Raw genomic sequence first — 510 nt, 5'->3', positions numbered from 1 at the left:
TCAGGCAACCGTCTGTGGTGTTTGCAGAGCTAAGATTGGCGGCTTAGCGTTGCACTTCGGAGTTGAATCCGCCATGGAATAAAATGTGACCTGCTGACGCGGGTAACTATGCGGGGAATAAAGGTGGGGATCATCCAGCGAAAATTGTATAAAAAATTAGAATAATCGAGGCGAGAATAACAAACCCTGCATAAAGCATGGGTATGATCAATAAAACCGTAAAAACAGTGCGATTATTAACAAGCAACCCTGGAATTAATAACGTTAATTAAACAATTTCGGGGTGAAGGAAAACGCGGAGAATGTGATAAGGCTCAAATATCTGCATTTATGATTTTTGGATGTGCAATGACCGCACAACCTTTTCCAACCTGGGACGCGGGAATTCCCGGATGCGGCGTAAACGCCTTATCCAGGCTACACGTCACAGCGCGTACTGAACGGCCCCTCTCCCTGAGGCCTTGTAGCCCCGGCAAGCGCAGCGCCGCCGGGGAATTCCCGGATGCGGCG

The organism is Phytobacter sp. V69, from assembly GCF_965644215.1.
Lineage (GTDB): Bacteria > Pseudomonadota > Gammaproteobacteria > Enterobacterales > Enterobacteriaceae > Phytobacter.
This window is presented reverse-complemented; position numbering follows the sequence as displayed.